Below are 17,330 nucleotides of genomic sequence, written 5' to 3'. Positions count from 1 at the left end.
AGCCCGGATCTGGACGGGCGTCGCACCCGACGAAAGCAGGCACTGAAACACGCGAGCATCCAGGAGATTGGCCGGTCACACACAGGGCCGCATCCCTGACGTTCCTCTGATGACGGCGCAAGCCCTGCTCTTCCCCGGGATAGACCGGGAGGCGGATGGGGACAGGAGCGTGAGGGCGCGGAGCCAACCGGCGCCGCTGGGGGAGGGGGCGGGTCATGGTTGTGATCTGGGTGGCGGTGGCGTTGGCTGCTGTGGCTGGAGCTGTGGTGGTGGCCGGGCTGGTGCGGGCGGGCCGCCGCGAGGCTGCCGCCGAACGGATCCGGCTGGCCGAACAGGCACGACTGCAAGCCGTTCAAACGCTGGATGCGGTCTGGCGGATGAACGACCAGGAATTCGAGGAGTACGTGGCCATGCTGTGCCGCCGGGACGGCTGCACCAGTGTCCGCCGTGTAGGCGGCGCCGGCGACCTGGGCGCCGACGTCATCGGCTACCTGCCCGATGGCAGGAAACTCGTGATCCAGTGCAAGCGCTACGCCCGGCGCCGTTCGGTTGGCAGCCGGGATATCCAGACGTTCAACGGCACTGCCCGAGCCGAGCACGAGGCGGACGTCCCGGTCTTCGTCGCTTCCTGCAAGTACACCCAGCCAGCGCGAAAGTTCGCAGCCAAGCAGCAGTTGACGCTCATCGACATCGACCTATTGGGCTTCTGGAACAGTGGCACCCCTTTGACGTCGTTTCTCAGCCTGGACATCAACCGATCCGGTACCAACCGCAAGCTTCATTCAGAGCTGTGACCGTGCCGGCGCAGACGCGGGCGGTAACAATGCGCTGGCGGGTCAAGGGAGACTGGGCCTGCTTGGCTGCCGGTGACAGTTTGATCGCCAGTTTGGGGTGTCAGTCCCTGCTTGCGACCAGTTCAGTCCTCATGGAGCGGCCCCGCGCCGACCTACGGCGCCAGGGCCTTTGAGACGTACACCGTGCGTGCGTAGCTGCTCTTTCACCGGACCTCCCGGGAACACTCCGGGGCCGTGGCGGTTGGATGGTTGCCTTGTGTACGTACATGGCGATGGTGTGCCCATTTCCATGCCACTGTTGACATGGACACTCCCTCAGGTGTGTATTCCCCGCGTGAGATTCAGGTGACAGGACGTACTTGACGAGACATTCGGGGGAACGAGTCCATGCGGAGGGAAATCGATCGTCAAGCTGGGCGGCTGACCGCCGTCCTGGCGGTCCTCGCAGCGATCATGGCGACGTTGTCGCCCCAGGCCGGTGCCGCGCCGGACACACGTACCGATCAGCTCGGGGGCCAGGCCGGAGGTCAGGCTCGGTCAGCGCAGGCCGAGGCTCCCGCACGGGCCGGATCCGCCACGCGGGCGAAGGCCGCCGCGCAGGCCGACAAGCAGTGGCCCAACCGGGTCGCCCAGTTCAACGTTTGCAATCCGATCCTCCACTGCGGGAACCTGCAGGTACAGGACAAGCCCGCTCGGATCGCGGCCGAGATCGCCCGGTACAAGCCGCAGGTGATCGCCCTCGAAGAAGTCTGCGTACGGCAGACACAGGCTGTGGCGGACGTCCTCTCCTTCAAGTACGGGCTCAAGTACTACGTGCAGCACAACAGCGTGTACAGCATCGCCCGACGCTGTGCGGGCCCCGGCCAGGGCGGCGGAAGCTCGTTCGGCAGCGCGCTGCTGTCCGCAGCGCCGATCACCCAGGCGCAGCCGCACGTGTACCGCCCGACCAACCCGCCCAGCACGGAGCCTCGCGGGTACGTCGGCGTGACCACGACGGTCGACGGCCGCTCCGTACGGGTCTTCGCCACCCATCTGGCGCAGGCGGGGCAGGGCGCCGCACGGAATCAGCAGCTCTCGCAGTTGCTGGCGGACGCCGGCCGGTACTCCCGCGCCATCGTGCTGGGCGACTTCAACGCCGTACCCTCGTCGCCCGAGATGAGCATGATGGGCGCCGCTGACTTCCACGACGCCGACCCGGCGTGCGGCCCGTTCCCACCGGAGATCGGCCCCCAGTCCGACTGCAAGGCCACCGCGGACGCGGGGCCGCCGCGCAAGAAGTTCGACTACATCCTGCTGAAGGGCATCCAGCCGCCGGGCATCGGCGTCCACCCCACGTACTCCGATCACGACCTGGTGCACGCCGATCTCGACCTGGACGCCCAGACCGTACCGACCAGCCCTTCCGGCGACTCCCACCCCATCGACGCGCCGCCCACCGTGGACGCCGGTCCCGATGCGCGCGGTGACGAGGGATCCGCGGCGACACTGCGGGGCTCGGCCACGGACGACCATGGGGCGCCGACCGTGCGGTGGTCCTACAGCCCCGGCACGGATGTGGACTCGGGAACGACCTGCCGCTTCGGCTCCCGGAACGCGGCGCGGTCCTCCTTCACCTGCACCGACGACGGCACGTTCACGGTGACGCTGACCGCTTCCGACGGCGTCAACCCGCCGGTCGGCGACAGTGCGACCGTACGCCTGAGCAACGTCGCCCCCACCCTGCACCTGACCCGTCCCGCACCGTGGTCGGTCTCCCGCGCGGGCCGGCAGACGGCGATCCGGGCGACGTTCACCGATCCCGGGAGCAACGACACCCACACCTGCCACGTCGGCTGGGACGGCGGCGGCGAGGCGGACGACTTCGGCGCCGCGGCTCACTCCTGCAACCGCAGCCATGCCTTCTCCGACCCCGGCATGTACGACACGTCGGTCAGCGTCGCCGACGACGACGGCGGCCGCGACACCGCGAAGGTCATGCTCATTGTCTACGACCCGACCGGGGGCCTCCTGGCCTCGGCAGGAACCCTCGCCTCACCGCGCGGCATGCCGGCCGGCGGCGCGGACTCGGGAACCGCATCCTTCGCCGCCCTGGCCAAATACCTGACCACCGACTCCAGTTCGCCCCAAGGGATGATTTCCTTCAGCCTCCCGGGCGGTCCCCGCCTGACATCGACGGCCCTGGACTGGCTCGTCATCACCCCGAACGGCAAAGCCGCGCTCAAGGGCAGCGGACGGGTGGACGGCAAGGATGGTTACGGCTTCCTCGCCTACGTCCGGCCCGGCCGCTTCCGCGCCGTCGTCTGGCCGCTGTCCCGGGGCACGATCCCGCCAGCCGCGCCGCTGTACGACACCCGTCGCGGAGCCGGTTACGACGTCGACCGGGCCGACCCGCAACCGGTCTCCGCGGGCCTCTCCATCATCGACACGGGCTGGATCCCCGGCGTCCCGGCACTGGGTGACGACTTGACCGCGGCCTTGAAGAAGTACCAGGAGCGCACGCCCAAGAGCCTGGACGTCCAGGGCACGGTCCCGCTGCCGCCGTCGGGCTCGGCCTCGGCCGAGGGGCGGGCCTCGGCGACGACGGGGGAGAGGCCGCGGCCACACGACACCGCGGCGAGCCACGAACCGGGCCGGGCACCGGGCGCCCCGGACTCGCCGCCGTCGCAGCCTCCATCGTCGTCGCCTTCCCGGTCATCGGGCGACGGCCTGCTCGACGACCTCCTCGGGCTGGGCAGCTCCTGACCGCCGAGCTCGCCACCTGGGCCCACGACCACTGGACCATCGTGAACTCCGTCCACGGGATCCGCGACGTCGTCTTCGGTGAGGACCCCCGCCCGATCCGCGCCCGCAACACCACCGCCATCATGGCCACCCTGGGCGACATCGTCCGTGGCACGCTGCGGTGCGCGCCGGGGGTGGAGCCATGGGTATGAAGTTCAGACGTGTCGACGTGTGGTTCGGCCGTCCGCGGGAGCAGTGGAAGCAGTCGGCGCTTGCGCCGGTGGACTCAGCGTGTCATCCCGCGACGAGGTTGACACGGTCGGCTGCCGCTGCGCTCGCCGCAGGCGGCTCTGAGGCGGATGGCGCCGAGGAGCACGGCTTCGTGTAGTCGCGCAGCTTCTTCGACCTCGACGGCCACCTCTGGCAAGTCATGTGGATGGATCCGGCGGCGGCACAGCGGGGCCCCGAGGAGTTCGCGGCTCCCACGCAGGCCAACGCCCCCAACCGAGCCGTCACCAAAGCGTTCCGCGGTTCTGCGGTCGTCGGCCGGCCGTGGGCCCACAGTCGGCGACGGTCGCAGCGAAACGCCGACGCGGCACCGGCTCGCACATATGCGTGTTCGAGATGGGCCCATGCCCATGTGAGCTTCGATGCAGACTGGAGCGTCACTTCAGCCCGTACGTGCCAGGATGTCGCGCATGATCAGGGCGGCGGATGCCGGAGCGGCCTTGACGAAACCGAAGAACGGCCCGAAATCCTGCGCCGCGGAGAAGCCGGTGAGATACAGTCCAGGAACGGTGCTCTGGAGGGCTTCGTCCAGCACTGGAGAGCCATTTCGCATCTTGATGCGTTCCACCAGGTCCGCCAGGAACGGGACGCGGGCCAGTTCGGCCGCGTATCCAGTGGCGAAGATCACCTGATCCACGGTCAAGGACTGGGTGTTCGACATCGTGATCCGCACCGGTCCGCCGTCCACTGTGGGCTCCGCCAGGACCACTGTGGTTTCCGGCCAGATCCGGACGTCGGCCGCATCGAGCCGCGCCGGCAGCCACGGCTCCAGCGTGCCGCGGCCGGCCTCCCAACATTGCGCCAGGATTGCTTCCTGCACGGGAATCGGCAAGCGGCGCCACCATCCGGAACCACGCATGGTGGCCTCGAGGTAGTCGTCAAAGAACGTCCAACTCACCGACGCGAAACGGGGCATGGGATGGCGGTGCACCACATCGACGCGAGCCGCACCGTGTTCACCGATCAGAGCCGCCCACTCATACGCACTCTGGCGGCCCCCGACGATGAGTACACGCTGCCCGGACAGGGCATCGAAGCGGACCAGGTCACAGCTGTGGGACGCGCGGCCGGACGGGATCGAGCCGCCCCAATCGGGTAGTCGGGTGAAGTAGCTGATACCCGGCGCGGCGACCACGACATCGGCGCGTATCCGCTCGCCGCTGTCGAGCTCTGCGTGAAACGTGCCGTCCCGGTGGGTGAGGCGCGTGACCAGGTCCTGCCTCAGGGTGATGCCTTTGGCGCGGCGGAACCAGTCGGCATACTCACGAAAGAGCTCCACGGGTATCGGATCAACCTCTTTGGGTGAGAGGGCCCGTTCCCGCAGATACGCCTCCAGGGTGTAGACGCCGGTGGCGTCCAGATGCCAGTCGATGCCCGAACGCAGCAGCATTCCCTGCGGCATGTGCTCGGACCAGAACCCCATCGGCCGTCCGACCACGACCGCATCGACGCCTCGGTCACCGGCGAGCGCGGCCGCCGACAGCGCAAACGGCCCCCCGCCGATGATGAGCATCGGCACCGACGTGGAATCCTGCATCGTCGTCTCAGGGCTCCGTTCATTCGTCACTCGGGCCACACCGGCGGCCTCTTCTCCAGGAAGGATGCAATGCCTTCGCGAGCTGCCGGGGTCTGAGAGGCATCAGCCATGACCTCGCAAGCGATCTCATAAGCGTCGGATTCGGGACGGTCCAGCTGTGCGTAGAGGGTTCGCTTCCCCAGCGCCTTGCTGGCCGCGCTGCCACGACTGGCCCGGGCGAGGAGTTCCTCGACCGCCTCGTCCAGTTCGCCGTCGGGGACCACTCGGTTGACCAGTCCCCACTCCAGGGCGGTGCGGGAACCGATCACCTCGCCGGTGAGGGCCATCTCCATGAGTCGCTTGCGTCCGATGGAGCGGGCCACCGGCACGGCAGGCGTGTGGCAGAACCAGCCCCCCTTGCCGCCGGGAAGTGCAAATCCGGCAGACTCACCCGCCACCGCCAGGTCACACGATGCCACGAGCTGACAACCTGCGGCCGTGGCCAAACCATGCACTCTGGCCACCACCACTTGCGGTGCGGACTGAAGAAGCCGCATGACGTCCGTACACAGATGCAGCAGCTCCCGAATGCCCTTGGCGTCCTGTGCGAGCACGTCGGAGAAGTCATGCCCGGCGCTGAAAACCGGTCCATTCGCCGCCAGAACAACCCCTACCGCCGGCGAGCCCGCCACCTCGGTCAGTGCCTTCTGCAACTCGCGAAGCAGCTCCCAGCTCAAGGCATTTCGGCGTTCAGGCCGATTCAGGGTGATCCAGACGGAATCCCCTTGACTGGCCATGACGAGATTCTCATATGCGGCCACAAGATAATTTTATCGTAGATCCTGCGATCTATCCCGAATGGGCGGGGCGTGGCCGAGTCGGCGTCGGGACAGCGCCGAATCGCGGACTCCGTCCACATTGGAGTTCCCCCTTTGGGCTGGACAGCCTGATACTGAGACGGAAGGTGGTTGCGTCCCTGGAGTGGTGAACGGGGTCCCGCCTGATCCGGGTGTTTGCCCTGGCGCCGGGTGTCGGGCGTCCGAGGCGGCGCGACGCGAGAACGCCTCACCCATTCCGGCCGTACCGTCGGTCGCAACGATCACCTTCGACTGCAGCCCTGACATGCTTACCACTTTCCTTACCGGTCGTTACGGAATGACCCTTCGTTGCGCCCGGAAGGTGAGCCACCCGAAGCGCGCGGAGGGTGTGATCGAGCCTAACATTTGGAATGACCGATCGTTCCAGATTGGATGAGATGCCCCGTGCCTGCGCGGGGGTGAAGTGGTGCAGGGCGGGGCGCGTCAATCCAGGGAGCATCGTCAGCTGTACCCGGTGATCATGCTGCGCGTAGAAGCCCGTCGGCGAGCCGGCCTGTCACTCGACGAGGACAGGGCCAAGCGTCTGGAGTCATGGCGAGCCATGCTCGAGACGCAAGGCGCGGTCGTCCACTATGACCCGGACACGGCAGACGGCTTCTCCTACATGCCTTGTGGGCCGGGTGACAAAGACATCATCCGCAAGCCTCCGACGAAGACCACCCAGCGGTGTAACGCAGACGAGCGCGCCTACTGAGGTCGGTTCTTCGGGGTGACGGCTCGTTGGTCTAGCTGATGGTTGGTCGCCTCCGGTTGTAGTAGCGGCTGCCGCCAGGGCGCCAACGCCACGGCCCGGCCGTGACCACCGTCCCCGGAGCGCCGCGCCCCGAGGCCGGTCCCTTGCACGACATGCAGGTTCCGCCATACGAAGGTTTTCCACTACCTTCCCGTGTCACTGCCCCGGCCTCCGCGTTGCTCACGGTGCGGCCCCCCGGTTCGAGGGGGGGCCGCGTCCCCACAGGAGGAACAGCTCTCATGAACAGCGTCAAAAAGGCCGCCCTGGTCATCGCCGCCGCCGGTGCGGTCGCCACCGGATCGGCCGGCACCGCGCTCGCCAACTCCAACGCGGGTGGCTTCGCCGCCGGGTCACCCGGCATTCTCTCCGGCAACAATGTCCAGGTCCCGATCAACATCCCGATCAACATCTGCGGCAACAGCCTCAACCTTGTTGCGGCCCTGAACCCCGCGTTCGGCAACGTCTGCATCAACCGGTGACGCGTACGGAAGGCCCCCAGGGACAGCGTGAGTCCGTGGGGGCCTTCCCGGTCCCGAAGGCCGCTCATCCGCGGCGCCGCTTGGCCTCCTCGACGTACGCGTTGTATGGCGCCTCCCGGGGCTGACGCCCCTCGGTCGTCACCCGCCCCCATCCGCGTACCCGCACACACCACGGCCTACAACCGGCGGCGACCAACCGTCAGCAAACCCAACGAGCTGTCACCCCGAAGAGCCGACGTCAGTAACGCTGCCGGCACCAAAGCGGCCAACGGGGCCCAGGAGCGGTGCAGACCCTGGCGACGGCAGCGCGCTGTATCGGCCACCAACGTGGCCGGCTCACCGGCTGACTCGCGCTGGGCATTGGGCCTCAGCCCGACCGCACGTTCATCACGCGTGGATGTACACCCTGCATTCCGTGCCCGTCCGGTGGACCACGACGGCCACGGCGTCTGTGTCACGGAGGTAGCGCTCGTCCTTGTCCTCGTCGGCCCGGCCGTGGTCCCGCGCGAAGACCTGGGCACCAGTGATGTCGGTCTTCTGCGAGGAGGCTTTATGCAGTCCGCTGCCGCATACGAAGCCCGGCACCGCGGAACAGGGCATCCGCGTCACCGCCGCCATCGGGTACTCGTCGTCCGCAGACCACGCGTAATACCCCACGACCTTGCCGACGGCGGCACATCGAGGCCGAAGTCACGATACGCATGAGGCGCACTCACATCGGTGTGCGTGCCCGGGAAGGCGTCCGGGAAGTGCTGCTTTGGTTCCTTGCCGCACGCGGCGACCACCGGCAACGGCAGCAGACCAAGAACCAGGCCCGCGGCTGTACACCCGATGGCACGGATGTTCACCTCACCCCCCGGTCGAGTACGAGTAGGAGCCCCCGATGTTGAAGTCCTGGGCGAAGCCGTCGCAGACGGCGTGCGGGCCGGCCACCTGTGAGTTCTTCCACTATGGCCGACGCCGGCACCTGCTGACCGGCTTCCTGAAAGCGTGTCTGCTGCGGGTTGCAGGCTGAAGCAGGTCGGCACCGGGATGTCCACCGAGGTCTGACCTCAGCACCGGCACGCCCTCTCACCCGGCCTCGGCCTGTTCCGGCCCGGATTGACCCCTATCTGAATTGGCATCGCCTTCACGGGCCACCGCGCCAGTCCTCGTCCCTGCTGAAGGCCCCTCAGGTCACGTCGTCTCACCGTCGAAGCGGTCGTCGGTGTCCGGCTGCGCAGGCAGGGTCTGGCTGGTGGACACTGGTTCCACCTCGCCGATGTCCTGCGGTGTGAGGTCGAGGTCGGAGATCTCGTGGTCGCCGGGTTCTGCTTCCTGTTTTCGGGCCTTGCGCCGGTCGTTGAGAAGGGAGAAGACAACGGCGGCGAAATAGAGCACCCAGATCGGCGCGGCCAGCGCCAGCATGGTCAGCGGGTCCGTGCTCGGCGTCGCCACAGCCGAAAAGGCCGTGATTCCCATGATCATGCCGCGCCACCAGCCGATTATCCGCCGGCCGGACAGCACTCCGGTGAGGTTCAGCATCACTAGCAGCAGCGGCATCTCGAAGGAGAGGCCGAAGACGACGACCATGCGGGTGACGAGGTCGAGCAGACCGTCCAGCGGCAGCAGGTTGTCCACCCCGTGCGGGGTGAAGCCGATCAATACCTTCGCGGTCGTGGGCAGCACCTTGTAGGCGAAGAAGGCGCCGCCGTAGAACAGCGGGACGCCCGCGCCGACGAATGCGTAGGCGTATCTCCGCTCGTGCTTGTGCAGGCCGGGGGCAACGAACGCCCACAGCTGGTACAGCCATACCGGCGAGGCCAGTACGACGCCGGCCATGAGGGACACCTTCAGCGTCAGGGTGAAGGGCGCGAGCAGACCATTGATCGTGATCCGCGCGCAGGTGGTGTTTGCGGTCCGCTTGGCCAGATCGGCGAAGGACGTCGGGCAGCCGACCGAGTCCAATACCGGCCTGGTGGAGAAGTTCACGATGCCCTTGTAGTGGAAGGCCGCGGCGATCGTGACGACCAGAATGGCAAGGAGGGCCTTGACGAGCCGGTTACGGATCTCACGAAGGTGCTCCGCGAGCGGCATCCGCCGCTCGGGATCCTTTTCCTTGTTGCGGGCCGATTGGGGCACGCCACGTCCTCATCTCGTGCGGCGGACCGGAGATTACCGGCCCTGCGTCAGTACGGCTCGCCGTGGCGCCGGTTGCGGCCGGTGGCGCGTCCGGGAGGCGGTTGTCCGGGTCGGCACTGCTTCGGCCCGGGCGCCGGGCGAAACCGCGGACAGTGATGCGGGCGGCCCGGCAGCGCGAGAGGTGAGCGGGCCGGCAGGTCTTCGGGGCAGCGTCTCGTGCGGGGATGTGCCGAGGGCGCGCACGACCGGGCTCAGTCTCAGCGGCTGGTCGTGCTGTCCGCTGGCGCGCTGCGGGCGGTGGCGCTGTCTTCGGGAGCGTCCGGGATCGTTCCCGTTCCCGTTCCCGGTGCAGGTTCAGGCTCGGGGCGCGGCTCGTTTGAGGCGCCGTCGTCGTTCATGGCCTTGGTCTCGCTCTTGAGGATCCGCATGGACTTGCCGAGCGCCCGGGCCGTGTCGGGTAGTTTCTTCGAGCCGAAGATCAAAACCAGCACCGCGACCAGGATCAGCAGGTGCCAGGGTTCCAGCGCGTTGCGGAACATCGTCACACCGCCCCTTCGAACGTGTCGGCCTTCGTGCCTGTCTCGGCGATCCGTGCCGCTTGTTCGTGCGAGGCGGTGGTGGGGACGGGGGCGTCCGCGGCGCATCGTGTCGTGCTGCCAGGACCATGGCCCCGGCGCTCTGCGGGCGCGCTCAGGGCCTCGGCCGCTGCCCGAGGAAGCGTCCGGCTCGCGACCGGGTCTTGCGGGCGGTAGACATCGCGGGAGGCACGCACCTTCGGCCGTGGACGACGGCCCGCTGCCGCGGGCGGGCGCGTCCGGCACGGTTGCCCGTCCGCCGATGGGGCGAAGAGTTCCCCGCCCGTCGCCGCCGCAACCGCAGGGAGCCGGACCGGAGGCGGGCTTGTGGCGAGGCGCAGTTCGCCGCCTGTGACCTGCATGGCCACCTGCGCCGGCTGCCCGGCCCGCGGAGTGTGCGGGGGCGTTTGGGCCGGATGGGAGCCCCAGCTGCTGCCCCTGGGAGCGACTGCGTTCGGGCACCCGGAACAGCGGGTGCGTCTTCGCGTTCGGCCACGGTGCGTTCATCGGCTTTGACTGTCGTGATCGTTCCTGTTGCCGGGCGCGATCTTCACGCGTGGCGGTCGGGCGGGGCAGTCGGGGCGAGTGGAGTCGGCCGGCTGCTGCGGGGGCGTGCCGGGTGTCGATGTCCTTGCGGGTCATGTGTCCTTCTTCCTTCTCGGGTGGGTGTCGGTTCAGGTTCCGGGGCGTCCGGCGGCGGTCCAGGCGGCGTACTCCTGGCGGACGTAGAAGCGGCGGTTGGGGGTGGGTGTGGTCGCGTCGGGGTGGTGTGGGCCGGCTACGAGGTCGGGATGGCGGTGGTCGTGCAGGAGGAGTTGTGCGGCGGTTTCTGCGGCTGCTGCGAGGGGGCCGGGGCGGGGGTCGTTCAGGGCGATTCGGTCCATGAGGGCGGCTCGGCGTAGGAGCCGGGCCCGTTCGGCGGCGGTCGCGTTGAGCGGGGGGCCGGTGACGGGTTGTGCCCCGCGGCCGTCGCGTTCGGCCTCGAGAGCGAGTACCTGGTGTATCTCGCGGTGCAGATCGGGCGCATTGGTGTACGCCTCGCGCGCAGGCGGGGCGCCGATGTCCTCATGGCTGTTCGGGGTGAGGTCCATGGTCACCACTGCGCCGGTACGCAAGGGCCGGCGCCGCAGCGTCGAGACGGCACCCTGTCGTGGTCGGAGCCGCCGTGGTCGAGGGCCGGTGGATGTGCCGCGGACCGCAGGGGAACCTGGGCCGGGTCTGGGCGGCCGTCGGCGGGGCGGGGCTCCTGGGTCGGAGAGGCCCATGTGCGGGGTGCTCGGGTGACCCGGTGTCGCAGCTCGCGCGGAATGTCCGGGCCGGTCATGCCGGGCACCTCAGGCAGGCGCGGACCTCGCGGCCGCTGCGTGTTTGGTGGACTTCGGTGGACTGGGCGAGGTTTTGGACGATGCCGGTGCCGCGGCCGTGTTCGTCGGGGGCGATGTCGCGGCGGGGGCGCTTTACGGTCGTGCCGGAATCGGTGACCACGATGTGAAGAGTGCCGTGGTCGAGGACGAGCATCAGGGTCATGCGCTCGCGGCCGTACTGGGCGGCGTTGGTGGCGAGTTCATCGACGATGAGAACGGCAGAGTCCCGCTCGCTTGTGGGCACGCTCCAAGTCTCGAGCAGATCGGCCGCGAAGTGACGAGCGGCGGAGACGAGCGCCTCCTGCGCGGGCAGGGTGAGCAACGCCTGGCGGCGGCAGGGTTGGTCGAGCAGCGAGCTCGGGCGGGGGGAATCGGTCGCAAACATGGTCTTCTGGCTCTTCCGTGGAGGTGCGGAGCTCGGAACGGGGGAGACCGCCGGCAACGTCGGGGCGGTCGGTGGGCCGGTCCTTAAATGGGCGCGCTCATTGAGTTCCACGGACGGCGCATGCCCATCGGTTCGGGCCATTCGCTCCTTTTACGTGATTTCTTGCGGGTTGAATCGGTACGGCGACCTGGCTGGGCCCATGCGCCGGTGTCAGAGCTTGATCGATGCCGTATCCGGCCGGGCAGGACACCGGTGGCTCCCTCCCCTCGCTCGATCGTCGGTGCACTTACGCATCGAGCCGACCCAGGACCGGGCCGGTTCGCGGGAGCCGACAGTGAGGGTGCCCGGCTCCCGAGAGGTCGCTTCTGCCCGTGGTGGCCGGTCCGCCGGAGCCGTGTGATGGGAGGGGGCTGCAGCCTGGTGACCGGGCTGTTGAACTGTCCCGGGGGGTCTCGGCCCGTGGTGGCCGGCCTGCCGCTGTCGGAGCCGCGTGATGGGAGGGGGCCGCAGTCCGGCGCCCGGGCTGTTGAACTGCGCCGGGAGGTGCCGGCCCGTGGTGGCCGGCCCACTGCTGCCGAGGCCGTGTGATGGGAGGGGGCCGCAGCCTGGTGACCGGGTCGTTGAACTGGCTCGGTGCCGGCACTGTCTCCCCGATGGCAGGTGGTGCGGGCGTGGCGGCGGCACGGAGTGATGGTGGTGGTCGTCGATGCTTCAGGGTCGGATGGTGACCAGTTTGCGGCCGTTGCCTGCGAGCATCTCGAAGTGGTCGATGGTTCCCGGGGGCATGGCGACCGTGCCTGGGATGGTGGTGCCGGGTGGGTACTGGCCCGCGCGCCAGGTGGCGCTGTCCGTTCTGGTGCCGTCGGGCCCGACCGCCTGGAGTCGGCAGGTGGTTCCGGCGGGGGCGCCTTTGGCGGAGATCTTGAGGACGCTGCCCCAGGCAGAGGGGTGGACCTTCACTGTGGCCGAGACGCCGGTGGCGGGATCGCTTGCGGAGAACGTGCGCCAGGCGGCCGGTGCGGTCGGCCCGGGCGGCGTCGCCTGACTGCTGAGGGATCCGATGGCCGCCAGCCATGTGCCGCCGGCCGCTGCTGCGATGAACGTCAGGCAGGCGGCGGCGCCGGCCAGTTGCAGACGCCAGGTCCTGCGGCGTCGGGCTGCGGCCTGTCCCAGGAGCCTGTCCAGGGCACCCGTCTGTGGTGCCGGCGTGGCCGGCGCCGCAGGCCGCGCGGGCGAAGGGCCGAGCGTGTTTTTGGCTGCCCGTGCCACCAGTCGGTCGGACGGTTCCCCGTCCGCGGCCGGCGCGGTGCGGCCCGCGGCTTCGGCCGCGGTCACCGTCGCCAGCAGCGCGGGCAGTCCCGACAGCCGGATGTGTTCGGCCTGGCACTCGTCGCATTGCGTGAGGTGGACGCGCACCTGTTCCCTTTCTGCCGGGGGCAGTGTGCTCAGGACGTATCCCCCCAGCGCCAGCCGGAGGGCGTGGTGCGTGGCACTCATGGGCGCCACCTCCTGCACGCCACGGTCATGGCTCGAGCCCCCGCTCCCGGTGCGCCGGTCGCAGGGCGTGCAGGGCGGGGTACGTCCGCTGGTTCACGGTGCCCGGCGCGATGCCCGGCACCCGTGCGGCCTTCACCGTGGTCCGGCCCCGGTAGTGGGTCTTCGGCGGCACCGCGCGGTGGTCCGGGGCCGGTGTCGGCACGGCGTCGGCAATCACCCGGGTGCCGTCTCGGCGGCTTGCTCCGGTACGTCGCGGCCGGCCTCGGCAGGCCTGGCCTGCCGGGCCCGGTAGGCGTCGATGACCGGATGCCGGGCGAGGGTGCACGGCCGTGCCCGGGCCGGGCCGCGTGCGGGATCGAATGCGGCGGGATGCTGCCACGCCCGCGGCAGCGTCTGCTGCACCACGTCCTCCGCCCATTGCCGATCTCCTGAGGTCGCTCGCAGCACGTAGGGAAACAGGGGCCCTGCGTGCTCCGCGTACGGGAGTGCGCAGCGGTTCCTCCTCTGCGGTCGAAAGAGTCCCTTTACCAAATACACGGCGCGCGGAGCGATCCGGATCGGTCTTTGGGTCACGTTTTCGGAACTCCGGGACATAAGTCGATTGGCGCGCAGATGTACAGCTTTTTTCTGTAACGCACGGAGAGGCGCGGGCAGCACTGTGTGAGTGCCACGGGAGCCGCGGGCAGCACTGTGTGAGTGCCGCGGGGGGTGTGCCGGTGGCTGGTGCCGCGACGTTCACCGGGATCCTTCGTGCACAGCGCCCGGGCGGGCCGACCGGTCTGCGGCGATGCCAAGACTTCACCAAAGTGCATGGACGTCGAACCGTATGGCCCTCGCCGTCCGTGGAGCCGGGCAGAAGCCGACTTTCCCGCAGTTCCTCATCGATTCCCCACGTGCCCAAGGACGGATCGCAGGCGACCGAGACGCACCATGCGACGCATGCGTTCCCGGCGCCGGCCACGGTCGCCGTGCCCTCGTACATCGAAGCCGGCGCCACCGCGTGGCCTCGGCCCGTACCCGGCGCACACCACGGCGACGGCTCTGCTCGGCGCCGGCCGCGTGCAGCGGTCGAAACAGGCCGTGAACACGGCATCCACCACACATCCCCGCGGTTGTCTGCGCCCTGCCGTCGCAGCCTCCGCTCCGCCCGACCAGTCAGGAACCAACACCATGCATCTGAACTTCCGCACACCAGGCCGGCGATCACGCGTTGCGGCCGGGCTGGCCGTCGCCACCATCGCCACCGTCGGCGCGCTCGGGCTCCTCAGCTCATGCGCTCAGTCGCCGCATCCCTCGTCCTCCGGAGCCGGCGTACTCACACCCGGTCCGGGTCAGCACCGAACGGCCGGGATGCCCGGTGCCACAGGGCCGGGGAAGGCGGCGGGCACCCCTCCCGGCGCCTCGCCGATGCCCAGCATGAGTATGCCCACGAGTCACTCGAGCGCGGGCGGGCCGGCCGCGCCGGTGACCGGGAACGCCGTTGCCATCAAGAACTTCGCATTCTCCCCGGCCACGTTGAAGGTGAAGGTGGGTACGACGGTGACCTGGACCAACCAGGACACCGACGACCACACCGTCACCAGCGCCGCAACGGGCGGCCCGTTGCAGTCCGCCGCCCTGGCCACCCACGCCACCTACAGCTACACGTTCACCAAACCCGGCACCTACGCCTACCTCTGCACCATCCATCCGTTCATGACCGCCACCGTGGAGGTGACCCGATGACCGACTCCTACGACAGTCACGACGCAGCGCCGGACCACGACACGGGCCGGTCCGATACGGAACACGGTATGACGCGTCGCCAACTCATCCGCCACGCAGGGTGGTTCGGTGGCGCGGTGGTACTGACCGTGGCCGGTGGAGAGGTGATCAGCCACATCGTCGACGCCCGGGCCACCAACGCCGACGTCCGGGCCACCAACGCCGGGGCCGGTGCCGCCTCCGCCGCCGCGGGAAGCGGCACGCTGCGGTTCGTGCAGGTCTCCGACAGCCACATCGGGTTCCAGGGGCCTGCGAACACGGACGTGGCCGGATCGTTCACCGAAGCGATCAACCAGGTCAACTCGCTGCGATTCAGGCCCGACTTCGTCATGCACAGCGGCGATCTGACCCACCTGTCCACGACCGGACAGTTCGACCAGGTCAAGCAGATGATGGCCGGAATGAAGACAGACCGTGTCTTCACCGTACCGGGCGAGCACGACTCCATCGGCGATGCGGGCCGCGCCTACCGGCGGACCTTCGGCATGGGCACGCTCGGCGACGGCTGGTACAGCTTCGACACCCACGGCGTGCACTTCATCGCCCTGGTCAACACCCTGAGCCTGGAGAAGCTCGGCCACCTCGGCAACGAGCAGATCGACTTCGTCCGCAAGGACGTCGCCGGACTGTCGTCGGACACCCCCATCGTGGTCTTCAGCCACATCCCGCTGTTCGCGATGTACCCGCAGTGGGGCTGGAGCACCGACGACGCCCTCAAGGTCATCGCCGTCCTGCGCCGCTTTTCCTCCGTTACCTGTCTCAACGGGCACGTCCACCAGCTGTTCACCAAGACAGAGGGCAACATCACCTTCCACTCCGCCACCACCACCGCCTACCCCCTGCCCAAGCCGGGCCGCGCCCCCGCGCCCACCCCGCAGGTCGTCCCCGCCCGGCAGCTCAAGGACGCACTGGGCATCCGCAGCGTCGGCTACCGGCAAGGCGACCGCGAACTGGCCATCAAGGATCAGAGGCTGGCATGAACACCCGAAGACTGCTCATCCCCGTCTTTCGGTGGGCGACTGCCGCAACCCTCGCCGCCGGCGGATACATCCACGCCCAGCTCTACCTCGACGAGTACCGCTTCATCCACCTCATCGGCCCCCTGTTCCTCCTCCAGGCCGGCGCTTCCTTCGCCCTCGCAGCCCTGCTTCTGTGGGGGACGCCACCCCTGCTGCTGAGGGCTGCCGCGGCAGGCGTCGCGCTCGGGGCCCTCGGCGGGTTCGTCGCCTCGCGCACCGTCGGAGTGTTCGGATTCACCGAGCGCGGTCTGCAGCCCGCACCACAGGCCCTCCTCAGCCTCCTCGCCGAAACCGGAACGCTGCTCCTCCTTGTGACCTGGCAGATGACGGTGGCCACGCAACACCGTGCTGCCCGACCACCCCTTATGCCACCGATCCGGAACCGGGCCACCACCGGCACACCACCGGACTGAACCACCACGACGGAGCCCGCCGTCCACGCCACCTGCCACTCTTCCCGGAACCAAAGGGGTATCTCCCATGCACCTGGAACCACGCCCAGGAATCGCCTGGCCGAGTCCGCACCTGCGTGAACTGAGGGACGCTGTGCGCATCCTGCTCGGCCTGGACGACGACACCGCCGTCATGATCCGCCAATTCGGCTGTGGTGAACCCGGCTGCCCGCCGTGGGAAACCGTCGTCGAGGTGCTGCCCATGGACGGCGGGGTCCACCGCTGGACACTCCACCGCCCCGCCGACGAGATCACCGAGCACGACCTGGCCACCGCTTTTGGGTCGGCTCCGGCCGAGCCGGGACGACGGCGTCGGTGATGTCCTGCCGGCCGTGCGCGGTCGCGGGGCATGCCCAGGACCCGGCGCGCAGAGGCCGGGTTCTCCAAGGGGCCTCGATGCGTGGGGTGGGCAGCAACAATCCGTGCCGGCTTGGGTGGCGGGCCGGGGCAGGGTCCGCAGCCGGGTGAAGGCGGCCGCCAGGTCGTGACGCCACGTCGCGGCGCCAGGGCCAGGTGGCGGCGATCTGCAGGTGCAGGCGGCGGGCGCCGTGGGTGACGCGGACGCCCGTCCGCGTTCGACACCGAGACTTACAAGCGCCGCAACGTCGTCGAACGCTACTTGAACCGCTTGAAGCAGTTCCGCGCGGTAGGTGAGGTCGACTCGGGGCGCCCTGCTGGTGTTTCCACCAGTGGGTTTCCCCGAGCCGCCTCCCGAACCCGGCGTGCCCGTCTCCGGGCACCGGG

The 17,330-nt window shown here is 69.0% G+C and carries 19 protein-coding genes and 1 pseudogene; 10 read left to right on the top strand and 10 right to left on the bottom strand.

Annotation, left to right across the window (positions count from 1 at the left end; genetic code table 11):
* Positions 1-215 precede the first annotated feature (215 nt).
* The 3 genes from ACFV3E_RS39785 (at position 216) to ACFV3E_RS39775 (ending at position 3,727) form a co-directional block, all read left to right on the top strand.
* Positions 216-794: a restriction endonuclease gene (locus tag ACFV3E_RS39785; RefSeq protein ID WP_500540370.1), complete on the top strand. Its 579-nt coding sequence runs from the start codon at positions 216-218 to the stop codon at positions 792-794.
* A 387-nt stretch (positions 795-1,181) separates the two neighbouring features.
* Positions 1,182-3,536, top strand: coding sequence for an endonuclease/exonuclease/phosphatase family protein (locus ACFV3E_RS39780; protein WP_500540368.1), 2,355 nt, complete (start codon positions 1,182-1,184; stop codon positions 3,534-3,536).
* Between the two features lie 41 nt (positions 3,537-3,577).
* Complete coding sequence (locus ACFV3E_RS39775; RefSeq protein ID WP_500540367.1) at positions 3,578-3,727, top strand: hypothetical protein; 150 nt, start codon at positions 3,578-3,580, stop codon at positions 3,725-3,727.
* Positions 3,728-4,185: 458 nt separating this feature from the next.
* Here ACFV3E_RS39775 and ACFV3E_RS39770 read toward each other — a convergent pair whose 3' ends face one another.
* A complete protein-coding gene (locus tag ACFV3E_RS39770; RefSeq protein ID WP_500540448.1) occupies positions 4,186-5,316 on the bottom strand; it encodes an NAD(P)-binding domain-containing protein in 1,131 nt (376 codons plus the stop codon).
* Positions 5,317-5,366: 50 nt separating this feature from the next.
* Positions 5,367-6,140 (bottom strand): enoyl-CoA hydratase-related protein, encoded by a 774-nt coding sequence (locus tag ACFV3E_RS39765; RefSeq protein ID WP_500540366.1) that lies wholly within the window; start codon positions 6,138-6,140, stop codon positions 5,367-5,369.
* Between the two features lie 511 nt (positions 6,141-6,651).
* Here ACFV3E_RS39765 and ACFV3E_RS39760 point away from each other — a divergent pair.
* Positions 6,652-6,891: a hypothetical protein gene (locus ACFV3E_RS39760; protein WP_500540365.1), complete on the top strand. Its 240-nt coding sequence runs from the start codon at positions 6,652-6,654 to the stop codon at positions 6,889-6,891.
* 278 nt (positions 6,892-7,169) lie between these two features.
* Complete coding sequence (locus ACFV3E_RS39755; RefSeq protein ID WP_500540364.1) at positions 7,170-7,409, top strand: chaplin; 240 nt, start codon at positions 7,170-7,172, stop codon at positions 7,407-7,409.
* A 387-nt stretch (positions 7,410-7,796) separates the two neighbouring features.
* Here the strand turns inward: ACFV3E_RS39755 and ACFV3E_RS39750 are convergent, their stop codons facing one another.
* From ACFV3E_RS39750 to ACFV3E_RS39715, 8 genes are all read right to left on the bottom strand, one after another.
* Entirely contained in the window at positions 7,797-8,027 is a 231-nt protein-coding gene (locus ACFV3E_RS39750; protein WP_500540363.1) for a hypothetical protein, read from the bottom strand.
* Between the two features lie 558 nt (positions 8,028-8,585).
* Positions 8,586-9,485, bottom strand: coding sequence for a twin-arginine translocase subunit TatC (gene tatC / locus ACFV3E_RS39745; RefSeq protein ID WP_500540446.1), 900 nt, complete (start codon positions 9,483-9,485; stop codon positions 8,586-8,588).
* A gap of 302 nt (positions 9,486-9,787) precedes the next feature.
* Positions 9,788-10,069 (bottom strand): Sec-independent protein translocase subunit TatA, encoded by a 282-nt coding sequence (gene tatA / locus ACFV3E_RS39740; RefSeq protein WP_500540444.1) that lies wholly within the window; start codon positions 10,067-10,069, stop codon positions 9,788-9,790.
* Positions 10,070-10,779: 710 nt separating this feature from the next.
* Entirely contained in the window at positions 10,780-11,196 is a 417-nt protein-coding gene (locus tag ACFV3E_RS39735) for a hypothetical protein (RefSeq protein WP_500540362.1), read from the bottom strand.
* A gap of 229 nt (positions 11,197-11,425) precedes the next feature.
* Complete coding sequence (locus ACFV3E_RS39730; RefSeq protein ID WP_500540360.1) at positions 11,426-11,854, bottom strand: ATP-binding protein; 429 nt, start codon at positions 11,852-11,854, stop codon at positions 11,426-11,428.
* 711 nt (positions 11,855-12,565) lie between these two features.
* A complete protein-coding gene (locus ACFV3E_RS39725) occupies positions 12,566-13,369 on the bottom strand; it encodes an anti-sigma factor family protein (RefSeq protein WP_500540358.1) in 804 nt (267 codons plus the stop codon).
* 7 nt (positions 13,370-13,376) lie between these two features.
* The gene (locus tag ACFV3E_RS39720; RefSeq protein ID WP_500540356.1) at positions 13,377-13,553 is read right to left on the bottom strand and encodes a hypothetical protein; all 177 of its coding nucleotides are present in this window, start codon (positions 13,551-13,553) and stop codon (positions 13,377-13,379) included.
* An 11-nt stretch (positions 13,554-13,564) separates the two neighbouring features.
* Entirely contained in the window at positions 13,565-13,756 is a 192-nt protein-coding gene (locus ACFV3E_RS39715) for a sigma-70 family RNA polymerase sigma factor (protein ID WP_500540354.1), read from the bottom strand.
* 1,011 nt (positions 13,757-14,767) lie between these two features.
* On the opposite strand from ACFV3E_RS39715, the gene ACFV3E_RS39710 reads away from it, so the two are divergent.
* The 5 genes and pseudogenes from ACFV3E_RS39710 to ACFV3E_RS39690 all read left to right on the top strand — a co-directional run.
* Entirely contained in the window at positions 14,768-15,076 is a 309-nt protein-coding gene (locus tag ACFV3E_RS39710) for a plastocyanin/azurin family copper-binding protein (protein WP_500362236.1), read from the top strand.
* A 68-nt stretch (positions 15,077-15,144) separates the two neighbouring features.
* Positions 15,145-16,095, top strand: coding sequence for a metallophosphoesterase family protein (locus tag ACFV3E_RS39705; protein WP_500540352.1), 951 nt, complete (start codon positions 15,145-15,147; stop codon positions 16,093-16,095).
* Positions 16,092-16,547, top strand: a complete 456-nt coding sequence (locus ACFV3E_RS39700; RefSeq protein ID WP_500362234.1) for a hypothetical protein — start codon at positions 16,092-16,094, stop codon at positions 16,545-16,547. Before ACFV3E_RS39705 ends, ACFV3E_RS39700 begins: the two co-directional genes overlap by 4 nt.
* A gap of 67 nt (positions 16,548-16,614) precedes the next feature.
* Positions 16,615-16,905: a hypothetical protein gene (locus ACFV3E_RS39695; protein ID WP_500540350.1), complete on the top strand. Its 291-nt coding sequence runs from the start codon at positions 16,615-16,617 to the stop codon at positions 16,903-16,905.
* A gap of 240 nt (positions 16,906-17,145) precedes the next feature.
* Positions 17,146-17,235, top strand: a pseudogene (locus tag ACFV3E_RS39690) (IS5/IS1182 family transposase); the annotation flags it as partial.
* Positions 17,236-17,330: the final 95 nt, after the last annotated feature.

Origin of the sequence: Streptomyces sp. NPDC059718, assembly GCF_042733315.1 — a bacterium.
GTDB lineage: Bacteria > Actinomycetota > Actinomycetes > Streptomycetales > Streptomycetaceae > Actinacidiphila.
This window is presented reverse-complemented; position numbering and strand designations above follow the sequence as displayed.